General features: G+C 65.6%; 27 protein-coding genes. 23 read left to right on the plus strand and 4 right to left on the minus strand.

Annotated features, from left to right (window positions below; translation table 11 throughout):
- Window positions 1-9 precede the first annotated feature (9 nt).
- The 3 genes from ctaD to ACNFIA_RS02600 all read left to right on the plus strand — a co-directional run bounded on the left by ctaD (window position 10) and on the right by ACNFIA_RS02600 (window position 3179).
- Complete coding sequence (ctaD, locus tag ACNFIA_RS02590) at window positions 10-1605, plus strand: cytochrome c oxidase subunit I (RefSeq protein WP_017517728.1); 1596 nt, start codon at window positions 10-12, stop codon at window positions 1603-1605.
- Between the two features lie 106 nt (window positions 1606-1711).
- Window positions 1712-2269 carry a cytochrome c oxidase assembly protein gene (locus tag ACNFIA_RS02595; RefSeq protein ID WP_017517727.1) on the plus strand — a complete coding sequence of 186 codons (558 nt, stop codon included), beginning with the start codon at window positions 1712-1714 and terminating at the stop codon, window positions 2267-2269.
- 22 nt (window positions 2270-2291) lie between these two features.
- The gene (locus tag ACNFIA_RS02600) at window positions 2292-3179 is read left to right on the plus strand and encodes a cytochrome c oxidase subunit 3 (protein WP_259758391.1); all 888 of its coding nucleotides are present in this window, start codon (window positions 2292-2294) and stop codon (window positions 3177-3179) included.
- Between the two features lie 106 nt (window positions 3180-3285).
- Here ACNFIA_RS02600 and ACNFIA_RS02605 read toward each other — a convergent pair whose 3' ends face one another.
- Window positions 3286-3495 (minus strand): twin transmembrane helix small protein, encoded by a 210-nt coding sequence (locus ACNFIA_RS02605; RefSeq protein WP_037011706.1) that lies wholly within the window; start codon window positions 3493-3495, stop codon window positions 3286-3288.
- 44 nt (window positions 3496-3539) lie between these two features.
- Between ACNFIA_RS02605 and ACNFIA_RS02610 the strand changes: the two genes are divergently transcribed.
- From ACNFIA_RS02610 to ACNFIA_RS02680, 15 genes are all read left to right on the plus strand, one after another.
- Window positions 3540-4319, plus strand: a complete 780-nt coding sequence (locus ACNFIA_RS02610; protein ID WP_416782761.1) for an SURF1 family protein — start codon at window positions 3540-3542, stop codon at window positions 4317-4319.
- The gene (locus ACNFIA_RS02615; protein WP_259758388.1) at window positions 4297-4860 is read left to right on the plus strand and encodes a hypothetical protein; all 564 of its coding nucleotides are present in this window, start codon (window positions 4297-4299) and stop codon (window positions 4858-4860) included. The genes ACNFIA_RS02610 and ACNFIA_RS02615 overlap by 23 nt, the downstream gene beginning before the upstream one ends.
- Window positions 4861-4906: 46 nt before the next feature.
- The gene (locus tag ACNFIA_RS02620; protein ID WP_416782762.1) at window positions 4907-5980 is read left to right on the plus strand and encodes a COX15/CtaA family protein; all 1074 of its coding nucleotides are present in this window, start codon (window positions 4907-4909) and stop codon (window positions 5978-5980) included.
- 73 nt (window positions 5981-6053) lie between these two features.
- Window positions 6054-6956: a heme o synthase gene (gene cyoE / locus ACNFIA_RS02625; RefSeq protein WP_416782763.1), complete on the plus strand. Its 903-nt coding sequence runs from the start codon at window positions 6054-6056 to the stop codon at window positions 6954-6956.
- Between the two features lie 101 nt (window positions 6957-7057).
- A complete protein-coding gene (locus ACNFIA_RS02630; RefSeq protein ID WP_416782764.1) occupies window positions 7058-7693 on the plus strand; it encodes an SCO family protein in 636 nt (211 codons plus the stop codon).
- A 611-nt stretch (window positions 7694-8304) separates the two neighbouring features.
- Entirely contained in the window at window positions 8305-9423 is a 1119-nt protein-coding gene (locus ACNFIA_RS02635) for a Re/Si-specific NAD(P)(+) transhydrogenase subunit alpha (protein WP_259758384.1), read from the plus strand.
- A 61-nt stretch (window positions 9424-9484) separates the two neighbouring features.
- Window positions 9485-9799 (plus strand): NAD(P) transhydrogenase subunit alpha, encoded by a 315-nt coding sequence (locus ACNFIA_RS02640; RefSeq protein WP_015474896.1) that lies wholly within the window; start codon window positions 9485-9487, stop codon window positions 9797-9799.
- 1 nt (window position 9800) lies between these two features.
- The gene (locus ACNFIA_RS02645; protein WP_416782765.1) at window positions 9801-11237 is read left to right on the plus strand and encodes an NAD(P)(+) transhydrogenase (Re/Si-specific) subunit beta; all 1437 of its coding nucleotides are present in this window, start codon (window positions 9801-9803) and stop codon (window positions 11235-11237) included.
- A gap of 188 nt (window positions 11238-11425) precedes the next feature.
- The gene (locus ACNFIA_RS02650) at window positions 11426-12922 is read left to right on the plus strand and encodes an acetyl-CoA hydrolase/transferase family protein (protein ID WP_416782766.1); all 1497 of its coding nucleotides are present in this window, start codon (window positions 11426-11428) and stop codon (window positions 12920-12922) included.
- Window positions 12923-13279: 357 nt separating this feature from the next.
- Window positions 13280-13486 carry a DUF1127 domain-containing protein gene (locus tag ACNFIA_RS02655; protein ID WP_015474893.1) on the plus strand — a complete coding sequence of 69 codons (207 nt, stop codon included), beginning with the start codon at window positions 13280-13282 and terminating at the stop codon, window positions 13484-13486.
- A gap of 280 nt (window positions 13487-13766) precedes the next feature.
- Window positions 13767-13967, plus strand: coding sequence for a DUF1127 domain-containing protein (locus ACNFIA_RS02660; RefSeq protein WP_416782767.1), 201 nt, complete (start codon window positions 13767-13769; stop codon window positions 13965-13967).
- Between the two features lie 92 nt (window positions 13968-14059).
- A complete protein-coding gene (locus ACNFIA_RS02665; RefSeq protein WP_081518914.1) occupies window positions 14060-14380 on the plus strand; it encodes a DUF2388 domain-containing protein in 321 nt (106 codons plus the stop codon).
- Window positions 14381-14491: 111 nt separating this feature from the next.
- Window positions 14492-14785, plus strand: a complete 294-nt coding sequence (locus ACNFIA_RS02670; RefSeq protein ID WP_259758380.1) for a DUF2388 domain-containing protein — start codon at window positions 14492-14494, stop codon at window positions 14783-14785.
- Between the two features lie 38 nt (window positions 14786-14823).
- Window positions 14824-15159 (plus strand): DUF2388 domain-containing protein, encoded by a 336-nt coding sequence (locus tag ACNFIA_RS02675; protein WP_017517696.1) that lies wholly within the window; start codon window positions 14824-14826, stop codon window positions 15157-15159.
- Window positions 15156-17114: a DUF4105 domain-containing protein gene (locus tag ACNFIA_RS02680; RefSeq protein WP_416782768.1), complete on the plus strand. Its 1959-nt coding sequence runs from the start codon at window positions 15156-15158 to the stop codon at window positions 17112-17114. The genes ACNFIA_RS02675 and ACNFIA_RS02680 overlap by 4 nt, the downstream gene beginning before the upstream one ends.
- A 121-nt stretch (window positions 17115-17235) precedes the next feature.
- Here the strand turns inward: ACNFIA_RS02680 and ACNFIA_RS02685 are convergent, their stop codons facing one another.
- Entirely contained in the window at window positions 17236-17637 is a 402-nt protein-coding gene (locus ACNFIA_RS02685; protein WP_259758376.1) for a GFA family protein, read from the minus strand.
- A 25-nt stretch (window positions 17638-17662) separates the two neighbouring features.
- The gene (locus ACNFIA_RS02690; protein ID WP_416782769.1) at window positions 17663-18424 is read right to left on the minus strand and encodes a phytanoyl-CoA dioxygenase family protein; all 762 of its coding nucleotides are present in this window, start codon (window positions 18422-18424) and stop codon (window positions 17663-17665) included.
- A 100-nt stretch (window positions 18425-18524) separates the two neighbouring features.
- Between ACNFIA_RS02690 and ACNFIA_RS02695 the strand changes: the two genes are divergently transcribed.
- Window positions 18525-18752: a CopG family ribbon-helix-helix protein gene (locus ACNFIA_RS02695; protein WP_259758375.1), complete on the plus strand. Its 228-nt coding sequence runs from the start codon at window positions 18525-18527 to the stop codon at window positions 18750-18752.
- Window positions 18749-19030, plus strand: a complete 282-nt coding sequence (locus ACNFIA_RS02700; RefSeq protein ID WP_259758374.1) for a type II toxin-antitoxin system RelE/ParE family toxin — start codon at window positions 18749-18751, stop codon at window positions 19028-19030. Before ACNFIA_RS02695 ends, ACNFIA_RS02700 begins: the two co-directional genes overlap by 4 nt.
- Before the next feature lie 233 nt (window positions 19031-19263).
- Here ACNFIA_RS02700 and ACNFIA_RS02705 read toward each other — a convergent pair whose 3' ends face one another.
- The gene (locus ACNFIA_RS02705) at window positions 19264-19551 is read right to left on the minus strand and encodes a DUF2218 domain-containing protein (RefSeq protein ID WP_416782770.1); all 288 of its coding nucleotides are present in this window, start codon (window positions 19549-19551) and stop codon (window positions 19264-19266) included.
- Between the two features lie 305 nt (window positions 19552-19856).
- On the opposite strand from ACNFIA_RS02705, the gene ACNFIA_RS02710 reads away from it, so the two are divergent.
- From ACNFIA_RS02710 to tcuB, 3 genes are all read left to right on the plus strand, one after another.
- Window positions 19857-20792, plus strand: coding sequence for a LysR substrate-binding domain-containing protein (locus tag ACNFIA_RS02710; RefSeq protein ID WP_416782771.1), 936 nt, complete (start codon window positions 19857-19859; stop codon window positions 20790-20792).
- A 132-nt stretch (window positions 20793-20924) separates the two neighbouring features.
- On the plus strand, window positions 20925-22379 hold the full coding sequence (gene tcuA, locus ACNFIA_RS02715) for an FAD-dependent tricarballylate dehydrogenase TcuA (RefSeq protein WP_416782772.1): 1455 nt from the start codon (window positions 20925-20927) through the stop codon (window positions 22377-22379).
- On the plus strand, window positions 22360-23541 hold the full coding sequence (gene tcuB / locus ACNFIA_RS02720) for a tricarballylate utilization 4Fe-4S protein TcuB (RefSeq protein WP_416782773.1): 1182 nt from the start codon (window positions 22360-22362) through the stop codon (window positions 23539-23541). The genes tcuA and tcuB overlap by 20 nt, the downstream gene beginning before the upstream one ends.
- The last annotated feature ends 28 nt before the right edge of the window (window positions 23542-23569 follow it).

Below are 23569 nucleotides of genomic sequence, written 5' to 3' on the forward strand. Positions count from 1 at the left end.
GAGGCCGCGATGAGTACCGTGATCGATCACCCCGACCATTCTCACGCCGGCGACCACCACCACGGCCCCGCCAAGGGCCTGATGCGCTGGGTACTGACCACCAACCACAAGGACATCGGCACGCTGTACCTGTGGTTCAGCTTCTGCGCCTTCCTGCTGGGCGGCTCGTTCGCCATGGTGATCCGCGCCGAACTGTTCCAGCCGGGCCTGCAGATCGTGGAGCCGGCGTTCTTCAACCAGATGACCACCATGCACGGCCTGGTGATGGTCTTCGGCGCGGTGATGCCGGCCTTCGTCGGTCTGGCCAACTGGATGGTGCCGCTGATGATCGGCGCGCCGGACATGGCCTTGCCGCGCATGAACAACTTCAGCTTCTGGCTGCTGCCGGCGGCCTTCGGCCTGCTGGTGAGCACCCTGTTCATGCCCGGCGGCGGCCCGAACTTCGGCTGGACCTTCTACGCGCCGCTCTCCACCACCTTCGCGCCGCACAGCGTGACCTTCTTCATCTTCGCTATCCACCTGATGGGCATGAGTTCGATCATGGGCGCGATCAACGTGATCGCCACCATCCTCAACCTGCGCGCCCCGGGCATGACGCTGATGAAGATGCCGCTGTTCGTCTGGACCTGGCTGATCACCGCCTTCCTGCTGATCGCGGTGATGCCGGTGCTGGCGGGGTGCGTGACGATGATGCTGATGGACATCCACTTCGGCACCAGCTTCTTCAGCGCGGCCGGCGGCGGCGACCCGGTGCTGTTCCAGCACGTGTTCTGGTTCTTCGGCCACCCCGAGGTGTACATCATGATCCTGCCGGCGTTCGGCGCCGTCAGCTCGATCATCCCGGCCTTCAGCCGCAAACCGCTGTTCGGCTACACCTCGATGGTCTACGCCACCGCCTCGATCGCCTTCCTGTCCTTCGTGGTGTGGGCGCACCACATGTTCGTGGTGGGCATCCCGCTGGTGGGCGAGCTGTTCTTCATGTACGCGACCATGCTGATCGCCGTGCCCACCGGGGTGAAGGTGTTCAACTGGGCGTCGACCATGTGGCAGGGCTCGCTGACCTTCGAGACGCCCATGCTGTTCGCCGTGGCCTTCGTCATCCTGTTCACCATCGGCGGCTTCTCCGGCCTGATGCTGGCCATCGCCCCGGCGGACTTCCAGTACCAGGACACCTACTTTGTGGTGGCGCACTTCCACTACGTGCTGGTGCCCGGCGCGATCTTCGGCATCTTCGCTTCGGCCTACTACTGGCTGCCGAAGTGGACCGGCCACATGTACGACGAAACCCTGGGCAAGCTGCACTTCTGGATGAGCTTCATCGGCATGAACCTGGCGTTCTTCCCGATGCACTTCGTCGGGCTGGCCGGCATGCCGCGGCGGATTCCGGACTACAACCTGCAGTTCGCCGACTTCAACATGGTCTCGTCCATCGGCGCCTTCATGTTCGGCACCACGCAGCTCTTGTTCCTGTTCATCGTCATCAAGTGCATCAAGGGCGGCAAGCCGGCACCGGCCAAACCGTGGGACGGCGCGGAAGGCCTGGAATGGACCATTCCCTCGCCGGCGCCCTACCACACCTTCACCACGCCGCCCGAGGTGAAGTAAGCACGAACGTGTAGGAGCGAGCTTGCTCGCGAACGGGTCTCCCAGGAGGCCAAGGCATCAAGCGGTTCGCGAGCAAGCTCGCTCCTACAGGTTGAGGAATCGACCCATGAGCGACGGCAACATCGAAACGCGCAAGCTGGTGACCCGGCTGGTCATTGCCGTGGTCGCCATGTTCGCCTTCGGCTTCGCCCTGGTGCCGCTGTACGACGTGATGTGCAAGGCACTGGGCATCAACGGCAAGACCTCCGGCAGCGCCTACCAGGGCGACGGCCAGGTGGTCGATCAGTCGCGCGAGGTGAAGATCCAGTTCGTCGCCAACAACAACATCGACATGGTCTGGGAGTTCCACCCCGAGGCCGAGCAACTGGTGGTGCATCCGGGCGCGGTGAACCAGATGCTGTTCGTCGCCCGCAACCCCACCGACAAGCCGATGACCGCCCAGGCGATCCCGAGCATCGCGCCATCGGTGGCGGCCACCTACTTCCACAAGACCGAATGCTTCTGCTTTACCCAGCAGGTGTTGCAGCCGGGCGAGCGCATCGAAATGCCGGTGCGCTTCATCGTCGACCGCGACCTGCCCAAGGATGTGCGTCACCTGACGCTGGCTTACACGCTGTTCGACATCACTGCCCGCAAGCCACCCGTGGCCAGTAACGAGCGCTGAAGGGCAAAGGAGAACAAGAGAGATGGCAACCCACGATCCCTATTACGTCCCCGCGCAGAGCAAGTGGCCGATCATCGCCACCATCGGCATGCTGGTGACGATGTTCGGCGTCGGCACCTGGATGAACGACATGAGCGCCGGCAAGGACCATTCCCACGGCCCCTGGATCTTCTTCGCCGGCGGGCTGATCCTGGCGTACATGCTGTTCGGCTGGTTCGGCAACGTCATCAAGGAAAGCCGCGGCGGGCTCTACAGCCCGCAGATGGACCGCTCCTTCCGCTGGGGCATGAGCTGGTTCATCTTCTCCGAAGTGATGTTCTTCGCCGCCTTCTTCGGCGCGCTGTTCTACGTGCGCCACTTCGTCAACCCGTGGCTGGGTGGCGAGGGCCACCACGGCATCTCGCACATGCTCTGGCCGCAGTTCGAAACCGGCTGGCCGCAGCTGAACAACCCGGACAACAAGCTGTTCCCGCCGCCCAAGGAAGTGATCGATCCGTGGAAGCTGCCGCTGATCAACACCCTGCTGCTGGTCACCTCCAGCTTCACCGTGACCTTCGCCCACCACGCGCTGAAGAAGAACCACCGCGGCCCGCTGAAGCTGTGGCTGGCTGCGACCGTGGCGCTGGGCGCGTGCTTCCTGGTGCTGCAGGCCTACGAGTACCACGAGGCCTATAGCGAGCTGGGCCTGACCCTGGGCTCGGGCATCTACGGCGCGACCTTCTTCATGCTCACCGGCTTCCACGGCGCCCACGTGACCATCGGCGCGATCATGCTGAGCATCATGCTGATCCGCATCATCCGCGGGCATTTCGACGCCGACAAACACTTCGGTTTCGAGGCGGCCAGCTGGTACTGGCACTTCGTCGACGTGGTGTGGATCGGGCTGTTCATCTTCGTTTACGTGCTTTAACGCGGGAGAACCTGTAGGAGCGAGCTTGCTCGCGAACCGCCTGATGCCATTGCGTCAGGAATAAAGATTCGCGAGCAAGCTCGCTCCTACAAAGAGCAGGACGGAACTAGAAATGCCAGGGGGCGGAGCTGCCGAGTTGGCCGCTGAAGAAGCCCCAGGCGATGAGAGCAAGTGTCAGGGCGGTAAGGGTGACCCGCACGGTCAGCGCGTTGACCACCCGCGAACCATGGCCCTCGTCCTTGACCAGGAAGAACAGGCCACTGAACAGGCTGACGACGGTCGCCAGCAACAGCAGAACGATCGCAGCTTTGAGCACTACCGGCCTCCTGTCCGCAGGGGACTGGGGTTGAGGGGGATGTCTTGCAGTATAGCCAGCACGCTTCCGAGCACCGGCCCGATCCCGCACAGGGAAGCCGCGCCACCCGCGCCTTCCGGCCCGGCATCGCGCCGACCCTGGTGGTCCTCGCCCTGCTGCCGGTGCTGATCGGCCTGGGCTTCTGGCAACTGTCCCGCGCCGCCGAAAAGCGCACCCTGCTCGCCGTCGCCGAAGCGCAGCGCCAGCAGGACCCGATCAGCATCGCCGAGCTCGAACGCCAGCCGCCGCGCAGCTACGTGCGCGTGCGCCTGCAAGGCCAGCTCGACGCCGAACACACCGCCCTGCTCGACAACCGCACCCGCAACGGCCAGGCCGGCGTCGAGGTGCTGCAACCCTTATTCGACCGCGTCGGCCACCAGTGGCTGCTGGTCAATCGCGGCTGGGTGCCCTGGCCCGACCGCCGCGTGCCGCCGAAGATCGAGACACCCACTCACGACCTGCTGCTGGACGCCTGGACCTACGTTCCGCCCGCCCCCGGTCAGAGCCCCCCGCTGGCCAGCTGGCCGCGGCTGATCACCCAGGTGGATGCGCCCTTCCTGTGGGACCAGCTCGGCCGCGAAGGCAGCCCGCTGGAAATCCGCCTGGAGCCGGGCGACGCCGCCTTCGACACCGACTGGCCGATCGTCGCCATGCCGCCGGAGCGCCACGTCGGCTACGCCGTGCAGTGGTTCGCCCTGGCCATCGCGCTGTCCGCCCTCTACCTCTACCTCGGCATCCGTCGCGCACGGGAGACCCTCGACCATGACCGCCATGACCCTGCCTGACTCCACCGCCCGCCGCCGCGGCCGCGTGCAACTGCTGCTGATCCTCGGCATGGTGCTGGGGCCGATGCTGCTCGCCACCGCCATGTACAAACTGCAGTTCTGGGTGCCGGAAGGCCGCAGCTACCACGGCGACCTGATTGCCACCGGGCAGACGCCGGCGGACCTCGGCGTGCAGGACGACAAGGCCAGCGACCGGTGGCAACTGCTGGTGACCGCGCCGGACGCCTGCGCCAGCGACTGCCAGCAACTGGTCTACCTGGCGCGCCAGATCAACATCGGCCTGGGCCGCGAGGCCAGCCGCGCCGAACACGTGCTCGCCTTCGCCAAGCCGCTGCCGGCCGACTTCACCGGTCTGCTCGACAAGGACTACCCGCGCCTGCAGCGCCTGGGCCTGGCGCCCAACCAGCACACCGGCGCGCAGCCGCAGCTGTGGATCGTCGACCCCCACGGCAACCTGGTACTGCGTTACGACGCCAAGGCAGACGGCAAGTCGATCCTCAAGGACCTGCAGTTGCTGCTCAAGCTGTCGAACATCGGTTGACGCCTTTCTCGCCAGCCCACGACAACAACAAGATCGGGAGCGACGGATGATCCAGGCAAGACGCAAACCCGCCTTCTACCCCGCCGTGCTGGCCACGGCGCTGGCCTTCGTGGTGATCCTGCTGGGCGCCTACACGCGCCTGACCCACGCCGGCCTCGGCTGCCCGGACTGGCCCGGCTGCTACGGCTTCGCCCACGTGCCGCTGAACGAGGCGCAGCTGGCCCACGCCGAGATGCATTTCCCCGACTCGCCGGTGGAGGCGCAGAAGGGCTGGAACGAGATGATCCATCGCTACTTCGCCGGCAGCCTCGGCCTGCTGATCCTGGGGCTGGCGGTGCACGCGCTGCGGCGGCGCGGCCGCGACGGCCAACCGCTGCGTCTGCCGCTGCTGCTGCTCGCGGTGGTGATCGCCCAGGCGGCGTTCGGCATGTGGACGGTCACCCTCAAGCTCTGGCCGCAGGTCGTCACTGCGCACCTGCTCGGCGGCTTCACCACGCTGTCGCTGCTGTTCCTGCTCAGCCTGCGCCTGTCCGGCGCCTTCGCCCCGCTGCAACTGCCGTCGAAACTGCGCGCGCTGGCTGCGCTGGCGCTGCTGATGGTGATCGGGCAGATCGCCCTCGGCGGCTGGGTCAGCAGCAACTACGCGGCGGTGGCCTGCATCGACCTGCCGATGTGCCATGGGCAGTGGTGGCCGGACATGGACTTCGCCAACGGCTTCCACCTCACCCAGCACATCGGCCCCAACTACCTGGGCGGCCAGCTCGACAGCGACGCCCGCACGGCCATCCACATGACCCACCGCATGGGCGCGCTGGGCGTGACCGCGGTGCTCCTGCTGCTGGCCTGGAACCTCCAGCGCCACGGCCTGATCGGCATTACCGCACTGATGCTGCTGGGGCTGTCCTTCCAGGTCGGCCTGGGCATCAGCAACGTGCTGCTGCACCTGCCGCTCCCGGTGGCAGTGGCGCACAACGGCGGCGGCGCCTTCCTGCTGCTGATGCTGGTGCTGGTGAACTACCGGGTGCGCGCACCCGCGGCAAAACGCGTCGAACTGCCCGCCAGCAGCCCGATGGCCCTGGACGCCCTGGAGCGCCCGGTGGCTTACCCCTCGCAGGGATGAATCTGCACGCTTGAGCTCGATGGCCGGCGCCGCGGCGCGCCGGTCCCACTAGAAGACGTCAGGAGAAATGCCCATGGCCAGCGTCATCAGCACTTCCAGCCACGCCAGCTGGCGCGACCTGCTCGAACTGACCAAACCCAAGGTCGTGCTGCTCATGCTGATCACCTCGCTGATCGGCATGCTGCTCGCCACCAAGGCCGGCGTGCCCTGGCAGGTGCTGGTCTTCGGCAACCTCGGCATCGGCCTGTGCGCCGGGGGCGCGGCGGCGGTGAACCATGTGGTGGACCGGCGCATCGATTCGATCATGGCGCGCACCCACAAGCGCCCGCTGGCCGAGGGACGCGTCTCGCCTCCCGTCGCGCTGGGCTTCGCCATGCTGCTGTCGGTGGCCGGGATGGCAGTGCTGCTGGTGTTCACCAATGAGCTCACGGCCTGGCTGACCCTGGCTTCGCTGCTGGGTTACGCGGCGCTCTACACCGGCTTCCTCAAGCGCGCCACGCCGCAGAACATCGTCATCGGCGGACTCGCTGGCGCTGCCCCGCCGCTGCTGGGCTGGGTCGCCGTGACCGGGCAGGTCTCCGCCGAACCGCTGCTGCTGGTGCTGATCATCTTCGCCTGGACCCCGCCGCACTTCTGGGCGCTGTGCCTGCACCGCAAGGACGAGTACGCCAAAGCCGACATCCCGATGCTGCCGGTGACCCACGGCGAGCACTACACCAAGCTGCACATCCTGCTCTACACCCTGGTGCTGTTCGCGGTAACTCTGATGCCCTTCGCCATCCACATGGCCGGGCTGGTCTACCTGCTGGCCGCGCTGGCCCTGGGCGCGCGCTTCCTCGACTGGGCCTGGGCGCTCTACTGCGGCAGCCGACCCCATGCGGCGATCAAGACCTTCAAGTACTCTATCGCCTACCTGTTCCTGCTGTTCATCGCGCTGTTGGTGGACCACTACCTGCCGCTGCACCTGAACTACTGAGGGTCCGCGAGCACGCTCGCTCCTACCAGGCGCCCTGTAGGAGCGAGCGTGCTCGCGAACATCTCTGCTTCATTCCAGACGTCCCGACCCACGAGAACCCCATGTCCCGAGTCAACAAGACCGTCTTCATCCTCGTCGCCATCGTCGCCCTGATCCTCGGCCTCACCGTGCAGAAGGTGCTCAACCAGCGTCACCAGCTCGACCCGACCGTGCTGCTCGACGCCGGCATCGTCATCCTGCCGCAGACCCGCAGCGTCCCCGACCTCACCTTCACCGACCAGGACGGCCAGCCGTTCCAGACCGCCAGCCTGAAGGGCAAATGGTCCCTGCTGTTCTTCGGCTACACCTTCTGCCCGGATGTCTGCCCCACCACCCTGGCCCAGCTGCGCGAACTGCAGACCAAGCTGCCGCCGGACGTGGCGAAGAACCTGCAGGTGGTGTTCGTCAGCGTCGACCCGCACCGCGATACCGCGCCGCGCATCAAGGAATACCTCGGCTTCTTCAATGCCGGCTTCAAGGGCATCACCGGTTCGGAAGAGAACGTGCAGAAGCTCGCCAACGCCATGAGCATCCCCTACATCCCGGCGGATACCAGCAAGCCCAACTACACGGTCGACCACAGCGGCAATCTCGTGATCATCGGCCCGGACAACACCCAGCACGGCTTCATCCGCGCCCCGCTGCACAACGACAAGCTGGCCGCTCAACTCCCCGGCGTGATCGGCGCCACCCCCTGATCCGCGACACCGTGTCTCACCCCTGACGGCCACCCGACAACGGTGGCCGTTGTTTTTTCTGCGCCATTGCGACGCTTCCTTGCAAAGCCGAGTCCTCTGCCCCACCGCCACCCTCGCCCCTGGCACCGCGTCACATGCGGCCTTGAAGCGTTTCGCGGATTTTCCTGACCCTGTAGTCAATGTAAAAAATCTGCTACGCAATGGCAGGCATCAGGAATGACTCATACTCCATATTAGAAACATTAATTAACACCTATGCCTGAGCCTGTTGCAGGATTACTGGGCCTTTCGGCGGGCATGGGGAGCCTCTGATGGGTGGTCATTCACGGCGAGGATGACATTTCCTTCCGGTCACAATAGGCAATTAGGCTAAACGCCAGGGCTCACGCGGCCTGGGTGGCGACCGGAAAACTGCGGGTCTGAACGTGACTTGTAGTTATCGCTTCGTACCACTCCAGAACTTCTTGCTGCCCTCCAGGTTCGATTGCACAATGCCGCGGCTGCCGGGTCACACCCGGTCACACAATAACAATTAGACCGTTGCCAGTTCGATAACCCGGGTCGCCAACGCAGTAGCCCGGACAATCCAGGATCACGCAGGAGATTTGCGAGTGCAGATCGGTGTACCCCTCGAGACCCAAGCCGGTGAGACGCGGGTCGCAGCAACGCCGGAGACGGTCAAGAAACTGATCGGGCAAGGCCACCAGGTCGTCATCCAGAGCGGAGCGGGCGTCAGCGCCAGCCAGCCGGACGCCGCCTATGAGGCCGTTGGCGCCAGGATCGGCACTGCCGCCGATGCGTTCGGTGCAGAGCTCGTGCTGAAGGTTGTCGCGCCCAGCGAAAGCGAGCTGGCGCAGATGAAGCCGGGTACCGTGCTGATCGGCATGCTCAATCCGTTCAACAACGAGAACATCGCCCGCATGGCCGAACGCGGCGTCACCGCCTTCGCCCTCGAGGCCGCGCCGCGTACTTCCCGCGCGCAGAGCCTGGACGTGCTCTCCTCCCAGGCCAACATCGCCGGCTACAAGGCCGTGATGCTCGCTGCCAATCACTACCCGCGCTTCATGCCCATGCTGATGACCGCCGCCGGCACCGTTAAGGCCGCCCGCGTGCTGATCCTCGGCGCCGGCGTCGCCGGCCTGCAGGCCATCGCCACGGCCAAGCGCCTGGGCGCGGTGATCGAGGCGTCGGACGTGCGCCCGGCAGTGAAGGAGCAGATCGAATCCCTGGGCGCCAAGTTCGTCGACGTGCCCTACGAGACCGACGAAGAGCGCGAGTGCGCCGAGGGCGTGGGCGGTTACGCCCGCCCGATGCCTGCCTCGTGGATGGAGCGCCAGGCCAAGGCCGTGCACGAGCGCGCCAAGCAGTCGGACATCGTCATCACCACCGCGCTGATTCCGGGCCGCAAGGCGCCGACCCTGCTGCATGAAGCGACGGTCGCCGAAATGAAGCCGGGTTCGGTGGTCATCGACCTCGCGGCATCGCAAGGCGGCAACTGCCCGCTGACCGAGGCCGACCAGGTCGTGGTCAAGCACGGCGTGACCATCGTCGGCCTGAGCAACCTGGCCGCGCTGGTGCCGGCGGACGCCTCCGCACTCTACGCACGCAACCTGCTCGACTTCCTCAAGCTCACCCTGACCGCCGAAGGCTTCACGGTGAACCTGGAAGACGACATCGTCGCCGCGTGCCTGATGTGCCGCGACGGCCAGATCGTGCGCAAGAACGGCTGAGCCCTTCTTATATAAGAACGCGCCGGACCCCGCGTCCGGCCCTGAAGACCGGTGAGAAACTATGGAAGACATGCTGATCTCCCACGGCATCTACAACCTGATCATCTTCGTGCTGGCGATCTACGTCGGCTACCACGTGGTCTGGAACGTCACCCCTGCCCTGCACACCCCGCTGATGGCGGTGACCAACGCCATCTCGGCGATCGTGATCGTCGGCGCCATGCTGGCCGCCGCCCTGACCGTGACCCCGCTGGGCAAGGCCATGGGCACCCTGGCCGTGGCCCTGGCCGCCGTGAATGTGTTCGGTGGCTTCCTGGTCACCCGTCGCATGCTGGAAATGTTCAAGAAGAAAGCGCCGAAGGCGGAGAAGCACTGACATGAGCATGAACCTCGTCACCCTCCTCTACCTCATCGCCTCGGTCTGCTTCATCCAGGCACTCAAGGGCCTGTCGCACCCGACCACGTCGCGCCGCGGCAACCTGTTCGGCATGATCGGCATGGCGATCGCCGTGCTGACCACCGTCGGCCTGGTGTTCAAGATCAGCAGCGAAATCGCCACCACCGGCATCGTCTACGTGATCGTCGGCCTGCTGATCGGCGGCACCGCCGGTTCGATCATGGCCAAACGCGTCGAGATGACCAAGATGCCGGAACTGGTCGCCTTCATGCACAGCATGATCGGCCTGGCCGCCGTGTTCATCGCCATCGCCGCCGTGGTCGAGCCGCAGTCGCTGGGCATCGTGCAGAACCTGGGCGACACCATCCCCACCGGTAACCGCCTGGAACTGTTCCTCGGCGCAGCCATCGGCGCCATCACCTTCTCCGGTTCGGTGATCGCCTTCGGCAAGTTGTCGGGCAAGTACAAGTTCCGCCTGTTCCAGGGCGCCCCGGTGCAGTTCACCGGCCAGCACATGCTCAACCTGGTGCTGGGCCTGACCACCCTGGGCCTGGGCCTGCTGTTCATGTTCAGCGGCAACCTGACTGCCTTCGTGGTGATGCTGGCCCTGGCGTTCATCCTCGGCGTGCTGATCATCATCCCGATCGGCGGCGCGGACATGCCGGTGGTGGTGTCGATGCTGAACTCCTACTCCGGCTGGGCCGCGGCTGGTATCGGCTTCTCGCTGAACAACTCGATGCTGATCATCGCCGGCTCCCTGGTCGGCTCCTCGGGCGCGATCCTCTCCTACATCATGTGCAAGGCGATGAACCGCTCGTTCTTCAACGTCATCCTCGGTGGCTTCGGCGCCGAAGCCGACGCTGGCGGCCCGGCGGGCGCCAAGGAAGCCCGCCCGGTGAAATCCGGCTCGGCCGACGACGCCTCCTTCCTGCTGACCAACGCCGACAGCGTGATCATCGTCCCCGGCTACGGCCTGGCGGTGGCCCGTGCCCAGCACGCGCTGATGGAGCTGGCGGAGAAGCTGACCCATCGCGGCGTCAACGTGAAGTTCGCCATCCACCCGGTTGCCGGCCGTATGCCGGGCCACATGAACGTCCTGCTGGCCGAGGCGGAAGTGCCTTACGAGCAAGTGTTCGAGATGGAAGACATCAACTCCGAGTTCGGCCAGACCGACGTGGTGCTGGTACTGGGCGCCAACGACGTGGTGAACCCGGCCGCGAAGAACGATCCGAAGTCGCCGATCGCCGGCATGCCGATCCTCGAGGCCTACAAGGCCAAGACCGTGATCGTCAACAAGCGCTCGATGGCCAGCGGCTACGCCGGCCTGGACAACGAACTGTTCTACCTGGACAAGACCATGATGGTCTTCGGCGACGCCAAGAAAGTCATCGAAGACATGGTCAAGGCAGTCGAGTAAAAACGACCACTGGTCCACAAGACACCGGCCTCGTGCCGGTGTCTTGCTTTTGCGCAATGGAAAACCCGCTGGACATTGGTAGTAAAGAGGCCCCCGCCGGACGATTTTTCGACCTTGGTATAAGAGCCAAAAATCGCCGAGTCCCTAGACTGGCGGCCTCGCACTTCCTACTGCCCCGAGGTTTTCCCATGTTCCGTGATCGCGTGCGTATGTCCTCCCTGCTGGACAAGGTGATGACTGCCGACCAGGCCGCGGCCCTTATCAAGGACGGCATGACCGTCGGCATGAGCGGCTTCACCCGCGCCGGCGAAGCCAAGGCCGTACCCAAGGCCCTCGCCGAGCGCGCCAAGCAGGAGCCGCTGCGCATCAGCCTGATGACCGGCGCGAGCCTGGGCAACGACCTCGACAAGCAGCTCACCGAAGCCGGCGTGCTGGCCCGCCGCATGCCCTTCCAGGTCGACAGCACCCTGCGCAAGGCGATCAACGCCGGCGAAGTGATGTTCATCGACCAGCACCTCTCCGAAACCGTCGAGCAGCTGCGCAACCACCAGCTCAAGCTGCCGGACATCGCCGTCATCGAAGCCGTCGCCATCACCGAGCAAGGCCACATCGTGCCGACCACCTCAGTGGGCAACTCCGCCAGCTTCGCGATCTTCGCCAAGCAGGTCATCGTCGAGATCAACGTCGCGCACAACCCCAACCTGGAAGGCCTGCACGACATCTACATCCCGACCTACCGCCCGACCCGCACGCCGATCCCGCTGACCAAGGTCGACGACCGCATCGGCAGCACTGCCATCCCGATCCCGCCGGAGAAGATCGTCGCCATCGTCGTCAACGACCAGGCGGACTCTCCGTCCACCGTGCTACCGCCGGACGACGAGACCCAGGGCATCGCCAACCACCTGATCGACTTCTTCAAGCGTGAAGTGGAAGCCGGCCGCATGAGCAACAGCCTCGGCCCGCTGCAGGCCGGCATCGGCAGCATCGCCAACGCCGTGATGTGCGGCCTGATCGAGTCCCCCTTCGAGAACCTGACCATGTACTCCGAAGTACTCCAGGACTCGACCTTCGATCTGATCGACGCCGGCAAGCTGCGCTTCGCCTCGGGCAGCTCCATCACCCTGTCGACCCGCCGCAACGCCGACGTGTTCGGCAACCTGGAGCGCTACAAGGACAAACTCGTCCTGCGTCCGCAGGAGATCTCCAACCACCCCGAAGTCGTCCGTCGACTGGGCATCATCGGCATCAACACCGCGCTGGAGTTCGACATCTACGGCAACGTGAACTCCACCCACGTGGGCGGCACGAAGATGATGAACGGCATCGGCGGCTCGGGCGACTTCGCCCGCAACGCGCACCTGGCCATCTTCGTCACCAAGTCGATCGCCAAGGGCGGCAACATTTCCAGCGTGGTGCCGATGGTCAGCCACGTCGACCACACCGAGCACGACGTGGACATCCTCGTCACCGAAGTCGGCCTGGCCGACCTGCGTGGCCTGGCACCACGCGAGCGCGCCCGGGTGATCATCGACAACTGCGTGCACCCGTCCTACCGCGATGCCCTGAACCGCTACTTCGATGCCGCCTGCGAGCGCGGCGGCCATACTCCGCACATCCTGCGCGAAGCCCTGGAATGGCATATCAATCTGGAAGAACGCGGCCACATGCTGGCAGCGAGCTGATTCCAGCTGCCTTGCGGGCCATTCAGCAATGAATGGCCCGCAAGGGTTTACAGCCGGAAAAAAACCACGTAAAAACACTCCTGAACAGATTTTTATCCCGCCTCAACTGTTCAGCTCCCCAGCGGCCAGCCTGGCCGGCACCCTCCGAAAAACCTCAGATGCTCATGTATTGCGCACCAGAATGGAGCGCAACGATACAGTTCGCCCCGAAAAAGACCATTACAGTTCAAAATTACAATCGGGTGAGTAGCCACAATACAGCTCAACTGTACCTGTCATCCCTGACCAAAAAGTCAGATCATATGCTCAATCCATTCAGCAACTGACTACTCGCCACAAGCGAGAAGGATGACCACCATGGAACGTACCCTCGGTTCCGCAGCTCTGAGCACCACCCGTAGCACCTCCAGCGCCCACCGTGGCCTCGTCGGCACCGTTCGCCTGTGGCAGCGCCGCATGGAAAGCCGCCGTCAGCTGGCCCGCCTGGACTCCCGCCTGCTGGCCGACGCCGGCATCAGCGAAGCCCAGCGTTACGCCGAACTGAACAAGCCGTTCTGGCGCTGATTCAACAGTACAACCGAGCCAATCTCTCCAGGCTCGCCTAAACTGTACTGGTAGCTTGCCTGAGGCCGCTCATCTGGAGCGGCCTGTGGCATTCTGAACGACCATATTCCTGCACCTCCCCGCCTCGCTGGTTACAGAACAGCCGCCCGCCACCGCGCCGGTACAGTTCTGCATTTTCCCTCGCTGTACCCCTTCAATATCCCTCTGCTGCCTCTGATACAGCATGTTGCGCAGTGCGAGTCTGTACTGACCGTCCACTATGGTCGCCAGGAGGCCCGCCATGGAACGCGCACTGTCACCCGACCTGCCTACACCCCGCTCTGCCACCCTGCTGCGCCGATTACACGCAGTAGTAGGCGAATGGCTGCGAAACGCCCGCACCCGCCGCCAACTCGCCGAGCTCACCAGCCTGCAGCTGGCAGACCTGGGCATCAGCCCCAGCGAGCGCATGCGAGAAATCTCGAAACCATTCTGGCGTTGAAAGCTGGTGACGCCGGTCAGTCTTGGCTAGTCTTGAGCACAGTTAGAGTGGCCGCCCCGGCCACCTTGTCTGGCCTTATCCGGAGCCGCTCCATGAAGAACAGTCTTCGCCTGATCGCTGCCGCCGCACTGATCGGCTGCGCCACTGGCGCCTACGCCACCAGCTTCGTCTACACCACCGACCTGTCGGTGCGCGCCACCGGCGCCACCTCCGATGGCACCTCGGACCTGAGCAACTCCTTCAAGGACGACAAGATCGTGCTCGAAGCCCGTGACGACGCTGCCACCTTCGTCGCCAGCCAGGGTCAGATCCGCGGTGCGCACCTGGAAGCCGCGCTGGCGCACATCCGCAGCAAGCTGCCGACCCTGGCCGCCAACGATCAGCAACTGGCCCAGGCCATCCTGACCATCTGATTCCGCGTTGCATCCCTGCCGCGCCGGGCGCTCCGCCCGGCGCTCTGCGCTGGCTCTCCTCCGCGCATTCCGTTAGCCTTGTCGGCTGTGCTTTTCCGATCGTCCGAGCCCATGCGTACCCTGTTGTTGCTGCTGCCGCTACTGACCTGTTCCCTGCCCGTCCGGGCGTTCGACCAGACCACCCAGTTCCCGGTTGCGACCAGCTACGCCACCAGCCAGGTCACCAGCGCACCCTTCGACAACAAGCTGCTGCGCGGCGCCCGCGATGACGCGGCGCAGTTCGTGGCCACCGATGGCGCTCTGCGCGGTGCCCGCCTCGAAGCCGCGCTACGCTGGCTGCGCCAGGAATATCCGGCGATGGCGGCGAACGATCGGGAACTGGCCGAAGCCATTCTTGCCAAATAAAGTCGTGAGCAGCCCCCGCTGCCCTTTCGGAGACATCCATGCGCCTCAGCTCGCTTTCCAAGAGCCCCCTGATCCTCGGCCTGCTGCTCGCCGCCTGCGCGTCCACCGCCCAGGCCCAATCGGTGGTCCGCGTGTTCAACATCACCACCAACGCCTTCGCCCGCAGCATCGACTTCACCTCGGACACCACCACCTCCGTGCGTGACATGAAGGTCGTCCGCGAAGCCCGTGACGATGCCGCCAGCTACGTCGGCAGCGACGGCGCCATCCGCGGCGCCCAGCTGGAAGCTGCGTTCAAGGTGCTGCGCGAGCAGGTGCCGCAAGCGCGCGAAGCCTCCGACCAGGACCTGGCCGAAGCCATTCTCGCTCTGTGAGACACCGCGCTGGCCGCTGGCTGGCGGCCCTGGCACTGCTCGTCGCCGCCAGCAGCCACGCCTCGCTCCGCCTGGAGCTAGATGCCGACGGCCTGGACGCCGCCCAGCGCCAGGCCAGCCAGCAACTGCTGGACGAAGCCTTGCACACCCTGCCGGACAGCTTCGTGCAGCGCCTGGACCGCAGCGTCCAGGTGCAATGGCGCGACGACCTGCCCAGCAACGGCATGGGCCGCACCCTGCGACCCGGCGCCATCGCCCTGAATACCCGCTATCTTGGCCCGCTCACCGACGGCAGCGCCGCCACCGAGCAGACCGGCCGCACCCACGGCACCTTGCGCCGCGAACTGCTGGCCACCCTGCTGCATGAGCTGACCCACCTCTACGACCGCGCGCGCCTCTGGGAAGCCGACGAGGGCCGGGTGATCCGCCGCTGCACGATGCGCGACAAGAGCCTGGGCCGAGTCGGCGCGCCGGATGAATGCCGCGGGCAGACCGGCCGGCGCTTCACGCTCTCCGACGACCCGCGCCTGCTCGACCTGGCCGGCTGGCCGCAATACGCCGGCAAGCACGGCGAGCGCGAGCAGCACAACCGCTTCCTGCTGCGCAGCCCGGACCGCTACGAGCTGACCAATCCACGCGAGTATGTCGCGGTGAACATGGAGTACTTCCTCCTCGACCGCAGCTTTGCCTGTCGCCGCCCGGCGCTGTACCGCTACTACGCGGCGCGCTTCGGCGAGCGCCCGCATGACGAATGCTCGACCCGCTACGCCTACCTCAATGCCGGCCGCGACTTCGGCCGGCAGCCGCTGGGTTATCTCGACCCGGAGCGCGTCTACGAGGTCGACTACCTGATCGCCGAAGCCAACACCGAGATCGCCAGCCGCTGGGGCCACACCATGCTGCGCCTGGTGGTCTGCGCGCCCGGACGCCCGCGCGGCCCGGCCTGCCGCCTGGACCTGGATCAGCACCTGGTGCTCTCCTACCGCGCCTTCGTTGGCGACCTGCAACTGTCCAGCTGGGACGGCCTGACCGGCGCCTACCCGTCGCGGCTGTTCGTGCTGCCGTTGTCCCAGGTGATAGAGGAGTACACCAAGGTCGAGCTGCGCAGCCTGGCGTCGATCCCGCTCAAGCTCAGTCGCGAGGAAGTCGCCAGCCTGGTGGAGCGCTCGGCGCAGAGCCACTGGAGCTACGACGGCAACTACTACTTCCTATCCAACAACTGCGCGGTGGAGACGCTCAAACTGCTGCGCAGCGGCATCGGTCGGCAGAGCCTGCAGACCATGGACAGCATCACGCCCTACGGCGTGCTGGGCCTGCTGGAGAACAAGGGCATCGCCGACGCCAGCGTGCTGGACAACCCCAGGGAAGCCCTGCGCCTGGGCTATCGCTTCGACTCCTTCCGCGACCGCTACCAGGCCATGTTCGACGTGCTCAAGCAGCGCATGCACGTCCCGCAGGACAAGGTCGAGGACTGGCTGGCGCTCCCCGCCGTCGAGCGCCGGCCGTGGTTCGACAAGGCCGACCTGCGCTCCAGCGCCGCCCTGCTGCTGCTCGAGCAGGCCTCGCTGCGCCGCCAGCTGCTGCTGGCCCAGGACGAACTCAAGCGCCTGTACCTGAGCAATCCGGACGCCATGCAGAGCAAGCCGGACCTCGCGGCGGCCGGCAAGACGCTGCAACAGATCCTCGACGACAGCGGCTTCCTCAGCCGCCCGGCAGAGCTGCTCGACGGCGGCTACGGCCTGCCGCAGGCGCCGGAAACGGCCACCCTGGAGAAGCAGACCCAGCAGCGCCAGCAGCGGCTGCGCCAGCTCAGCGACAACCTCGACCGCGAGGTGCGCGCCCTGCTCACCCCCGAGCGCCGCGACGAGCTGGCCGCGCTGGAGGCCAACACCAAACAGATCGGCGCGCATTTGCGCGAGTTGCACAAGGCGTCAGGCGGGCTGGAGCTGCCCTGACAGCCTCCGGAAAGGCCGTTCGCGAGCAAGCTCGCTCCTACAGGGGGCTACGGTGCCGCTCTTCGTAGGACCGAGGGGGACGCCTAGTCCTTGCTCGCGAACCAGGGAGCGACCGCGACGGCTAGAGCTTTTCCTCCCACTCCTCGTCCAGTTGCTCGTCCAGATGAATCCACGGCAACCGGCTTTTCACCCAGATGTGTCGGTCCGGCACCACCGTGGCAACCTCGTCCAGGGTCGCCGTGGTCAGGTCCAGCGTATCCGGCGCGTGGTCGGTGAACAGCGCCAGTTGCGCCCCGCAATTGCCGCAGAAATAGCGCAGGCAGGAAGGCGAAGACCGGTACTGCGCCGGCGTTCCGTGGGTCCAGTGAAAACTCGCCAGGGGCACCGTGACCCAGGTGGTGACGATGCCGCCGGTGGTGCGCCGGCAGATCGAACAGTGGCAATGGGCGACGTCCGTCAGTGGCGCATCGCACGCGTAGCGCAGTTGGCCGCAATGGCAGCCTCCGGTATGCACATCACTCATCGACATTCCTCCGTGGCGAGATCGCTCAATCGTATTCCGCTGCTTCATGGTCGCCCAGCAGGCGTCTCTGGCGCGGGGTACAGGCCGCCAGCACCTGCGGGTTGAATGCCCAGCGCAGATAGGGCGAAAACTTCTGCGCGACCATGCGCCGGCCGTAATGCGTCTGCAGCAGGTAGCGCGTGCGCTGGCTGGTGTTGCGGCTGCCCGCATGCCACAGCTCGCTGCGCAGCAGCAGTACGTCGCCAGCCTGGCACAGCACCGGCTCCGCCCCCTGGCCCCGCCATTGATCCTCGTCCGCGCGCGGCGCTCTGCCCGCTCGGTGGCTGCCGGGAATCACCAGCGTCGGGCACAGCGACTCGTCGATGTCGCTCAGGTACAGCTGTGCCGTGCAGACGAACGCCGGCAGCTCGAAGGGCGGATCGTCCAGGCACGCCGGCGGCAGCGCCATGGGCAGGTAATCCAGGTGCATCTCCGCCCCGATGAAGCCGGGATGGCAGCGCCACGCGGTCTGGCCGATGACATGGCAATCCGCGCCCAGCAGCGCTTCCACCGGCTCGATCACACCGGTCGGATCGAGGTAGGGCAACCACAGCGGGTCGCGGTTGAACACGCACTTGTAATGATCCACCAGCCCTTCGTAGTCCCAGTGCTGCGGCTGCAGTGCATCGATGGCCCCACGCAGTTCCGCCACCTGTTGTGCCGCGACGATGCCCCGCAGCAAGGCATAGCCATCACGCTGCAAGCCCCGGACTGTCTGCTCCGTAGCCGTTTCACAGGTTCCGCCCATCGGTGCCTCCGCATTCGTTCATTGACGCTAAGTCACTGATACGTATACTTTTATCTTCGATGTAAACACTGTATACAGCGTAAACGTGACTGCTCAAAAAGTGACCACCGTTGTTTCATTTCGCGCCGATGACGCCCTCGTGGCAGCGCTGGACCAGTTGGCCCGCGCCACCCACCGGGACCGGCCGTATCACTTGCGCCAGGCCCTGGCGCAGTACCTGGAGCGCCAGAGCTGGCACGTGGCGGCCATCGATGAAGGGGTGGCGGACGCCGATGCCGGCCATCTGCTGGAGCACGCCGTCATCGAAGCCAAGTGGGGCCTGGCATGAGCCTGCAGTGGACGCACAAGGCAGCCGCCGACCTGGATGCCATCTACGACCACTACGTCGTGTTGATCGGCCCGGAGAAGGCGCTGCGCGCCATCCAGGACATCGTCGAGCAGGTTCGCCCGCTGGCGAACCTGGAGCAGAGCAGCAGCGGCATGCCCAGCGAGGTGCCCGGCGTGCGGGAATTGCCGGTGGAGCGCTGGCCGTACCAGGCGGCTTTTCGGGTGAAAGGGCGTTCTGTACAGATTTTGCGCATCGATCGTGTGGATAACTCGGGGTAAAAGTGGCCACACGGTTACAAGATGTTTCAAAGTATTGACTTTCGCCATTGATCAAAATTCGATCAAAACAACGAAACTCATTGGCCTGGTCGATTCACTACTTACTTCCATATCTCTGAATACGCCGTGACCGGAAAACTTAAGCTGGTCATCCGCGTTCCGATGAGGTCTGCCTTTTTCCAGGCAACAAAAAACCCGGCCGTGGCCGGGTTTTCGTTTTTTCGTCCGAGGAATCAGGCGGCTTGCCAGTTCACCGGCAGTTGGCCTTCTTTCCAGGCAAAACGGTCGAGGTGGCTGACCACCACGTTCTGCAGGCGCTCAAGGCCTGGGCCATCAGTGGACTCGGCGTCCATCAGCAGCGCTTCTGCGGTGGCATGCAGGCGGCAGGTGCCGAATTCGAAGGTCAGTACGCCGCGGTCTTCGGTCAGTTCGACCGGAAGCTTGTGGGCGAAGTGATTGCACAGGCGCTTGAGGTAGCGCGCGGCATCGGGGGTGGGGACGTTGGCACGGCTCGAAGGCATCGTTTCTCTTCTCCATTTTGGGAGATGACATCCTAGGCGCCGCCCATCAAGGGAAAAACCCGCTTTTTCGCCTTTCACTCTTTAGCGCAGCTTCACAATGCAGGCACCGCATCGGAACGTCGTACCGTGCCTGATTCAAGCCAGCCCAGGCCGATGCGCTACTAAACCGGGTGGTCATGCGCACGCTCGGGCTGGTATATCGTCGCACCAGGGCGCCCGGCTGGGCTTCATTTCGGCGACGGCTGCAGCGCAAGGGTTTCGGCCGCGAACAGCAGACCATGGCCTTCTTCGGGGAACCGTCACCGTTGGAACTCAGACAACTGCGTTACTTCGTCAAGATCGTCGAGCACGGCAGCCTCGGTCGGGCCGCCCTCGAACTGGAGGTGGGCGTCTCGGCGCTCAGCCAGCAGATCGGCAAGCTGGAAAGCGAACTGTGCACGCGCCTGCTCAACCGCTCCGCCACCGGCGTCACTCCGACCCCGGCCGGCATGGCGTTCCTGCACCACGCGCAGCTGTGCCTGCGCCAGGCCGACAATGCCGTCCTGGCCGCCCACCGCGGGCGCATGAGCGGTTACGTCACGGTCGGACTGCCGCCCACCACCGCGACGGTACTGGCGCTGCCGCTCATCCAGGCCATGCGCGAACGCTACCCGGATATCCAGTTGCACCTCGTGGAAATGCTCTCCGGTCACCTGGGCACCCAGCTCAATGCCCGGCAGATCGATCTCGCCATCCTGTTCCAGCTCGAAGGCGGCAAACGCTGGAGCGTGACGCCGCTGCTCGACGAACAACTGTTCGTGATCAGCGCGCCAACCCTGGCCAATGCCCCGCGGACGAACAGCGTGCAACTGGCCGACCTCGGCCAGCTGCCACTGGTCATGCCTACCGCCCAGCACGGCTTGCGCTCGACACTGATGACCGCCTTCGAACGCTCCGGGCTGGTGCCCAACATCATCATGGAAGTCGACGGCCTGGCCGTGCTCATGAACGCCGTGCGAGCCGGCCATGCCGCCACCATCCAGCCAGGGGCCGCTGCGGCGCTAAAGGGGGAGGAGGGGCTTCATGTGGCGCAGATCAGCGATGCCCATGTCGGCCGACGCAACCTGCTGGCCAGCCTTGCGGACGACGAGCTGTCACCGGCAGCCCTGGCAGCGCGGCGGGTGATCATCGACGTGGCCCGCCAACTGGTTGCCGGGCAACAGTGGCCCGGGGCTGCCTGGATCGCCGATAGCAGCTGCTAACGCCCCACCAACCCTTTAGAAAAACTGAAGACCCCCTGCGCCAGATCGCCTTTCTGGCCCCGGCGGCCGGCATTACGTTCTCCTCATCCGCAAGGGCTCCTCGTTCACGCCCGTTGCGACCGAGGAGCGAAGATGATCGATGTACTGGTAATCGGCGGTGGCAACGCCGCCCTGTGTGCCGCCCTGATGGCACGCGAGGCGGGCGCCAGCGTGCTGCTGCTGGAGGCCGCCCCCAAGGCCTGGCGCGGCGGCAACTCGCAGCACACCCGCAACCTGCGCTGCATGCATGACGCCCCGCAGGACGTGCTGGTCGAGGCTTATCCCGAAGAGGAGTTCTGGCAGGACCTGCTCAAGGTCACCGGTGGGGTGACCAACGAGAAACTCGCGCGCCTGGTCATCCGCGCCTCGTCCCGTTGCCGGAGCTGGATGCGCCGGCACGGCGTGCACTTCCAGCCCTCGCTGTCCGGCGCCCTGCATACCGCCCGCACCAACGCGTTCTTCATGGGCGGCGGCAAGGCGCTGGTCAACGCCTATTTCCGCAGTGCCGAGCGTCTGGGCGTGCAGGTTCGCTACGACGCCGAAGTGGTGGACATCGAACTGGACGGCGATCGCTTCGTCGCGGCGCACGTCGCCGCGCGCGAGGTGGACGGCAAGCGGCGGGGCGCCGAACGGATCGAGGCGCGCACCTGCGTGCTGGCGGCCGGCGGCTTCGAGTCCAACCGCCAGTGGCTGCGCGAGGCGTGGGGGCAGAACGAGCGGGGAGAGTGGCCGTCGGACAATTTCCTGATCCGCGGCACCCGTTTCAACGAGGGCGTCCTGCTGCGCCGGATGATCGACCTGGGCGCCGACAGCATCGGCGACCCCACCCAGGCCCACATGGTCGCCATCGATGCCCGTGCGCCGCTGTACGACGGCGGCATCTGCACGCGCATCGACTGCGTGTCGCTGGGGGTGGTGGTCAATCGCGACGGCCTGCGCTTCTACGACGAAGGCGAAGACTTCTGGCCCAAGCGCTACGCGATCTGGGGCCGATTGGTGGCCCAGCAACCCGGCCAGGTGGGCTTCTCGATCATCGACCAGAAGACCCTCGGCCGCTTCATGCCGCCGGTGTTTCCCGGCACCGCGGCCAACACCCTGGAAGAGCTGGCCGCTCTGCTCGGGCTCCCCGAGCAGGCATTCGTCGAGACGGTGCGCGCCTACAACGCCGCCTGCCAGGCCGGCACGTTCGACCACACCCGCCTCGACGATTGCCACACGCTGGGCGTGCAGCCGGCCAAGAGCCACTGGGCACGCCCGATCGACACCCCGCCGTTCTACGGCTACCCGCTGCGACCGGGCATCACCTTCACCTACCTGGGGCTGCGTACCGACGAAACCGCCGCCGTGCACTTCGCCGGGCGGCCCAGCCCCAACCTGTTCGTGGCCGGCGAAATGATGGCCGGCAACGTGCTGGGCAAGGGCTACACCGCGGGCGTCGGCATGTCCATCGGCACGGCATTCGGCCGCATCGCCGGCGTCAGCGCCGCGGCAGCCGCCGGCTACCAATACTCCCTCGACGAGATCAACCATGACTGCGCAACTGCCTGAACCACGCCAGGTCGAGCCTGCCGAGCCGGGCGTCGACCTCATTCCGCTGCTGAACCTGGAGGAGCAGGAAGTCGACCGGCAAATGCGCATCTGCAATTCCTGCCGCTACTGCGAAGGGTTCTGCGCCGTGTTCCCGGCCATGACCCGTCGGCTGGAATTCGGCAAGGCCGACATCCATTACCTGGCCAACCTGTGCCACAACTGCGGCGCCTGCCTGCATGCCTGCCAATATGCCGCGCCGCACGAATTCGCCGTCAACGTGCCCCAGGCCATGGCCAAGGTGCGACTCGATACCTATACCGAATACGCCTGGCCGCGCGCCCTGGGGCGCCTGTACCAGCGCAACGGGCTGACCCTGGCGCTCGCCAGCGGCTTCGGGCTGGTGCTGTTCCTGTGCCTGAGCCTGCTGGCCATGGGCAACCTGTTCACCGCCATGCCCGGCGGCAACTTCTACGGCATCTTCGCGCACAACACCCTGGCGCTGATGTTCGGCGCGGTATTCGGCTTCGCCGTCATCGCCCTGGCCCTGGGCATCCGCAGGTTCTGGCGGGACGTCTCGCCCGCCGAAGCCCCCACCGCGCTGAAGACCGCCGCGGCAGCGGAAGCGGTCTCCAGCGTGGCGCGGCTCAAGTACCTGGACGGCGGCCACGGCCAGGGCTGCAACAACGCCGATGACCGTTTCACCTTGTGGCGCCGCCGCTTCCATCACCTGACCTTCTACGGTTTCCTGCTGTGCTTCGCCGCCACCGGCGTGGCGACGCTCTACCACTACCTGCTGGGCGTCGCGGCGCCGTATCCGGTGCTGAGCCTGCCGGTGATGCTGGGCGTGGCCGGCGGTATCGGCCTGCTGCTGGGCCCAGCCGGGCTGTTGTACCTCAATCTGCAGCGCCACCCGGCCCAGGGCGACGCCGAGCAGAAACCGATGGACCGCGGCTTCATCGCGCTGCTGTTGCTGGTCAGCGCCAGCGGCCTCGGCCTGTTGGCGTTCCGCGAAACCAGCGCGCTGGGCGTGCTGCTGGCGCTGCACCTGGGCCTGGTCATGGCGTTCTTCCTGACCATGCCCTACAGCAAGTTCGCCCACGGCCTGTTCCGCAGCGCCGCACTGCTCAAGTACGCCATCGAGAAACGCCAGCCAAACCCGATCAATGCCGGCAACGACTGAGCCGCGCATCGCCCGTTGAACAACAACA

Source organism: Pseudomonas sp. NY15437 (assembly GCF_048068435.1).
Taxonomy (GTDB): Bacteria; Pseudomonadota; Gammaproteobacteria; order Pseudomonadales; family Pseudomonadaceae; genus Pseudomonas; species Pseudomonas nitroreducens_B.

What these genes read in the sequence shown, in the direction of transcription:
- ACNFIA_RS02630 (WP_416782764.1), top strand. Translation starts at nt 7,058, where the DNA reads ATGTCCCGAGTCAACAAGACCGTCTTCATCCTCGTCGCCATCGTCGCC.
- ACNFIA_RS02700 (WP_259758374.1), top strand. Translation starts at nt 18,749, where the DNA reads ATGAGCCTGCAGTGGACGCACAAGGCAGCCGCCGACCTGGATGCCATC.
- ACNFIA_RS02685 (WP_259758376.1), bottom strand. Translation starts at nt 17,637, where the DNA reads ATGAGTGATGTGCATACCGGAGGCTGCCATTGCGGCCAACTGCGCTAC.
- tcuB (WP_416782773.1), top strand. Translation starts at nt 22,360, where the DNA reads ATGACTGCGCAACTGCCTGAACCACGCCAGGTCGAGCCTGCCGAGCCG.
- ACNFIA_RS02690 (WP_416782769.1), bottom strand. Translation starts at nt 18,424, where the DNA reads ATGGGCGGAACCTGTGAAACGGCTACGGAGCAGACAGTCCGGGGCTTG.
- ACNFIA_RS02620 (WP_416782762.1), top strand. Translation starts at nt 4,907, where the DNA reads ATGATCCAGGCAAGACGCAAACCCGCCTTCTACCCCGCCGTGCTGGCC.
- ACNFIA_RS02660 (WP_416782767.1), top strand. Translation starts at nt 13,767, where the DNA reads ATGGAACGCGCACTGTCACCCGACCTGCCTACACCCCGCTCTGCCACC.
- ACNFIA_RS02655 (WP_015474893.1), top strand. Translation starts at nt 13,280, where the DNA reads ATGGAACGTACCCTCGGTTCCGCAGCTCTGAGCACCACCCGTAGCACC.
- ACNFIA_RS02645 (WP_416782765.1), top strand. Translation starts at nt 9,801, where the DNA reads ATGAGCATGAACCTCGTCACCCTCCTCTACCTCATCGCCTCGGTCTGC.
- ctaD (WP_017517728.1), top strand. Translation starts at nt 10, where the DNA reads ATGAGTACCGTGATCGATCACCCCGACCATTCTCACGCCGGCGACCAC.
- ACNFIA_RS02665 (WP_081518914.1), top strand. Translation starts at nt 14,060, where the DNA reads ATGAAGAACAGTCTTCGCCTGATCGCTGCCGCCGCACTGATCGGCTGC.
- ACNFIA_RS02600 (WP_259758391.1), top strand. Translation starts at nt 2,292, where the DNA reads ATGGCAACCCACGATCCCTATTACGTCCCCGCGCAGAGCAAGTGGCCG.
- ACNFIA_RS02670 (WP_259758380.1), top strand. Translation starts at nt 14,492, where the DNA reads ATGCGTACCCTGTTGTTGCTGCTGCCGCTACTGACCTGTTCCCTGCCC.
- ACNFIA_RS02640 (WP_015474896.1), top strand. Translation starts at nt 9,485, where the DNA reads ATGGAAGACATGCTGATCTCCCACGGCATCTACAACCTGATCATCTTC.
- ACNFIA_RS02595 (WP_017517727.1), top strand. Translation starts at nt 1,712, where the DNA reads ATGAGCGACGGCAACATCGAAACGCGCAAGCTGGTGACCCGGCTGGTC.
- ACNFIA_RS02650 (WP_416782766.1), top strand. Translation starts at nt 11,426, where the DNA reads ATGTTCCGTGATCGCGTGCGTATGTCCTCCCTGCTGGACAAGGTGATG.
- ACNFIA_RS02705 (WP_416782770.1), bottom strand. Translation starts at nt 19,551, where the DNA reads ATGCCTTCGAGCCGTGCCAACGTCCCCACCCCCGATGCCGCGCGCTAC.
- tcuA (WP_416782772.1), top strand. Translation starts at nt 20,925, where the DNA reads ATGATCGATGTACTGGTAATCGGCGGTGGCAACGCCGCCCTGTGTGCC.
- ACNFIA_RS02675 (WP_017517696.1), top strand. Translation starts at nt 14,824, where the DNA reads ATGCGCCTCAGCTCGCTTTCCAAGAGCCCCCTGATCCTCGGCCTGCTG.
- cyoE (WP_416782763.1), top strand. Translation starts at nt 6,054, where the DNA reads ATGGCCAGCGTCATCAGCACTTCCAGCCACGCCAGCTGGCGCGACCTG.
- ACNFIA_RS02615 (WP_259758388.1), top strand. Translation starts at nt 4,297, where the DNA reads ATGACCGCCATGACCCTGCCTGACTCCACCGCCCGCCGCCGCGGCCGC.